The following is a 3,380-nucleotide window of genomic DNA, read 5'->3' as shown; positions in this document are numbered from 1 at the left end:
GGCCGCCGCCGGCACCGCCACCGCGGCCCCCGCACCCGGCCCCACCCCGGGCGGCAACAGCAGCAGCCAGTCCCAGACCCCCCAGGGCGAGGTCAGCGGCCTCTACGGCCAGGCCCCCGGCGCCCGTACCTTCGCCGCGCCGCGCGCCGCCGCGGCGCCGCTCACCCGGGCCCAGATCATCCAGCGCGCCCAGACCTGGGTCGACCAGGGCGTGCCGTACAGCATGAGCCGCTACTGGTCGGACGGCTACCGCCAGGACTGCTCCGGCTTCGTCTCGATGGCCTGGGGCCTGGGCAGCAGTCAGACCACCTGGACACTGCCCAACTTCGCCGAGCGGATCGGCAAGAACGACCTCCAGCCCGGCGACGTCCTCATCTACAACAACCCGGCCAACCCCCAGGCCGGCTCGCACGTCACGATCTTCGGCGGCTGGGCCGACTCCTCCCGCACCAAGTACGTCGCCTACGAGCAGACCGGCCCCTCCGCCAAGAAGCGCTCCACCCCGTACGCGTACTGGAACAACTCCGGCTCCTACGTCCCGTACCGCTACACCGGCCTGTCCTCCGGCAGCAACGACGGCGGCGGCACCTCCTCCACCGCCTTCCCCGGGGCCGACAAGTTCGGCCCCGGCGCCAACAACGCGTCCGTCACCAGGCTCGGCCAGCTGCTGGTGCAGCGCGGCGGCGCCGGGTTCTACTCCGAGGGCCCCGGCCCGCGCTGGGGCGAGGCCGACCGCAAGGCCACCCAGGCCTTCCAACAGGCCCAGGGCTGGCGCGGCGCCGAGGCCGACGGCATCCCCGGCAAGGACACCTGGGACTACCTGGTCAACGGCAAGGGCCGCAACATCGGCGGTGGGGGAGGCACCCCGCTGCCGCCTCCGCCGCCGCCCGTCACCGGGGGCTCCGCCTTCCCCGGCGCGCAGTACTTCGGGCCGGGCCAGAGCAACGACCACATCCGGCAGCTCGGCGAGCAGCTGGTCCGCAAGGGCTTCGGCGGCTCGTACAGCGTCGGCCCGGGACCGCGCTGGACGGAGAGCGACCGCCGGGCCGTCCAGGCCTTCCAGCAGGCCCAGGGCTGGCGCGGCAGCGAGGCCGACGGCTACCCGGGCCCCGACACCTGGCGCCGGCTCTTCTCCTGACGCCCCATCCGAGGCGCGGTGCCCACCCGGGCGCCGCGCCTCAGCGCTTCCCCGACATCCAGTGGAACAGGCCCATCCCGACGCTGGTCGCCAGGTTGAAGCTGGACACCCCGGGCCGCATCGGCACCGCCACCAACCGGTCGGCGCGGTCCTTGAGTTCCGCCGACACACCGTGCCGCTCCGTCCCGAAGGCGAGCAGCGCGTCGTCCGGGAACGGCACGTCCCGGATGTCCGCGCCCTCCGGGTCCAGCACGTACAGCGGCCCGTCCGGCAGCTCCGGCAGGGCCAGCCGCTCCACCGCGGTCGCGAAGTGCAGCCCCGCGCTCCCCCGCAGCACGTTCGGGTGCCACGGATCCAGGTCCCCGGTGGTCACCACCCCGGTGGCGCCGAAGCCCGCCGCGAGCCGGATCACCGCCCCGACGTTCCCCAGGTTGCGCGGGTTCTCCAACAGCACCACCGGCGCCCGGCGCGGCAGCCGGCCCAGCACCGCCCGGTTCGCCTCGACCCCGGGCCGCACCGCCAGCGCGACCACCCCGGTCGGGTGCAGCCGCGGCACCAGCCCCCGCAGCGCCGGCTCCGGCAGCTCCACCGCGAGCCCCTCCAGCGCCGGAACGACGTCCGGCGCCAACTCACCCGCCAGCGCCAGCAGCGCGCCCCGGTCCGCGGTCAGCACCCGCCGCACCTCGCCGCCGAACCGCAGCGCGTGCTTCAGCGCGTGGAAGCCGTCCAGCAGCACCGCCCCCGGCTCCCGCTCGGCCGCCCGCCACGCCCGTACCAGCCCGTCCTCGTCCGTCCTGTTCACTCCGCCATCGTCTCCCCCGGGCGCCCCGCCGCGGCGATCACCTCGTCGAAACCGAGCGCCCGCCCCGGCGGGCCGTCCGTCGTGGCGGCCAGGCCGGCCAGCGCGAGGTCCAGGTGCCGGTGGACCAGCGAGCCGTCCGCGTCCAGCGCCGCCAGGGCGCCCGGCAGCGGACGGGACACCCGGACGCAGAGCAGCACCAGGTCCCCCATCCCGACGTCGGGGCGCAGCCGCCCGGCCTCCCGCGCGGCGCGCAGCAGATCCTCGACGGCCTCCACGGTGCCCCGCCGGACCGCCACCAGCTCCTCGTCCACCACCAGGCGCTCCAGCAGCACCACGATCGCCGCCCCCATCCGCAGATCGGCGGCGGCGTGCACGAAGCGGCGCAGCGCCTGCCAGGGGTCCGCCTCGACGCGCCGCGCCTCCCGCGCGGCCTCGCCGAGCCGGGCCAGCAGGTCGGTGACCAGCGCGCGGACCAGCGCCTCCCGGTCCGGGAAGCGCCGGTAGAGCGTGCCCGGGCCGACCCCGGCCCGCCGCACCACCGCGTCCAACGGGGCGTCCGGGCCCCGCTCCAGGAACACCTCGCAGGCGGCGTCCAGGATCCTGCGCCGGCTGCGTTCCGCGTCGGCCCTCATCCACAACTCCCTAACCGGAGAAAATCTCTCCCCCTATGCTAGCGTCACCAGAAGCGGAGAAAAACTCTCCGCCTCTCCCGGAGGAGCGCCACCATGCCGACCAGCCTCACCATCCGCACCGAGATCGACGGCACCCCCCACCCCCGCGAGGCCGTCCTCGCCTGGGAACTCGACCGCGCCCGCGCCGCCCTGCACCTCCTCAAGCAGCGCCTCGGCGACACCCGCACCCGCGAACTCCTCACCCCCGACACCACCGCCGCCGACACCGCCCTGACCACCTGGGCCCAGGCCTCCGCCGGCCGCTGGCGCACCGCCGTCACCGAACTCACCGCCACCGGCATCGACGCCCGGACCTTCCTCACCTGGTGGCAGACCCGCCTCCACTCCGGCGACCGCACCGCCCTCCTCGCCGCCAACCCCGAGCACTACCTCGCCGACTCCACCGGCGACCGGGTCGAGATCATCGAAACCCTCGGCACCACCCCGACCCGCTTCTTCCTCCACTTCCACGACACCCCCGGCAACGCCACCTTCCCCGTCCGCATCGGCGGCACCGGCACCCTCGCCGACGGCACCGAAGTCCTCCACGTCATGCACGAGTTCGCCGGCACCCCCGACGGCCTCCGCATCCGCCTCACCGTCCAGTTCCCCGAAGCCGCCCCCGACCTCCTCCCCACCGGCCACCAGTGGCACTTCGCCTGCGAGTTCACCAACTGGCTCCAAGCCGCCCACGCCGCCTGACACCCACGCACCCGTCACGCCCCTCAGCACCCTCCCCCCCCCCCCCCCGGCCCCCCCCCCCCCCCCC

At 75.4% G+C, this 3,380-nt stretch carries 4 protein-coding genes; 2 read left to right on the top strand and 2 right to left on the bottom strand.

The genetic code is table 11. The features are described 5' to 3' along the window. On the top strand, window positions 1-1,138 hold a 1,138-nt coding region (locus AE652_RS38105), incomplete at its 5' end, for a peptidoglycan-binding protein (RefSeq protein ID WP_049659924.1). A gap of 40 nt (window positions 1,139-1,178) precedes the next feature. Here AE652_RS38105 and AE652_RS38100 read toward each other — a convergent pair. Next, entirely contained in the window at window positions 1,179-1,940 is a 762-nt protein-coding gene (locus tag AE652_RS38100; protein WP_049659921.1) for a TrmH family RNA methyltransferase, read from the bottom strand. Next, window positions 1,937-2,572, bottom strand: coding sequence for a TetR/AcrR family transcriptional regulator (locus AE652_RS38095; protein WP_053112526.1), 636 nt, complete (start codon window positions 2,570-2,572; stop codon window positions 1,937-1,939). The genes AE652_RS38100 and AE652_RS38095 overlap by 4 nt, the downstream gene beginning before the upstream one ends. A gap of 93 nt (window positions 2,573-2,665) precedes the next feature. On the opposite strand from AE652_RS38095, the gene AE652_RS38090 reads away from it, so the two are divergent. Continuing rightward, window positions 2,666-3,313, top strand: coding sequence for a hypothetical protein (locus tag AE652_RS38090; protein ID WP_049659919.1), 648 nt, complete (start codon window positions 2,666-2,668; stop codon window positions 3,311-3,313). Window positions 3,314-3,380 lie beyond the last annotated feature (67 nt).

This window comes from Kitasatospora sp. MY 5-36, assembly GCF_001182915.1.
Taxonomy (GTDB): Bacteria; Actinomycetota; Actinomycetes; order Streptomycetales; family Streptomycetaceae; genus Kitasatospora.
Note: the sequence above shows the minus strand (reverse complement) of the source record. Positions and strands in the feature narration are given on the sequence as shown.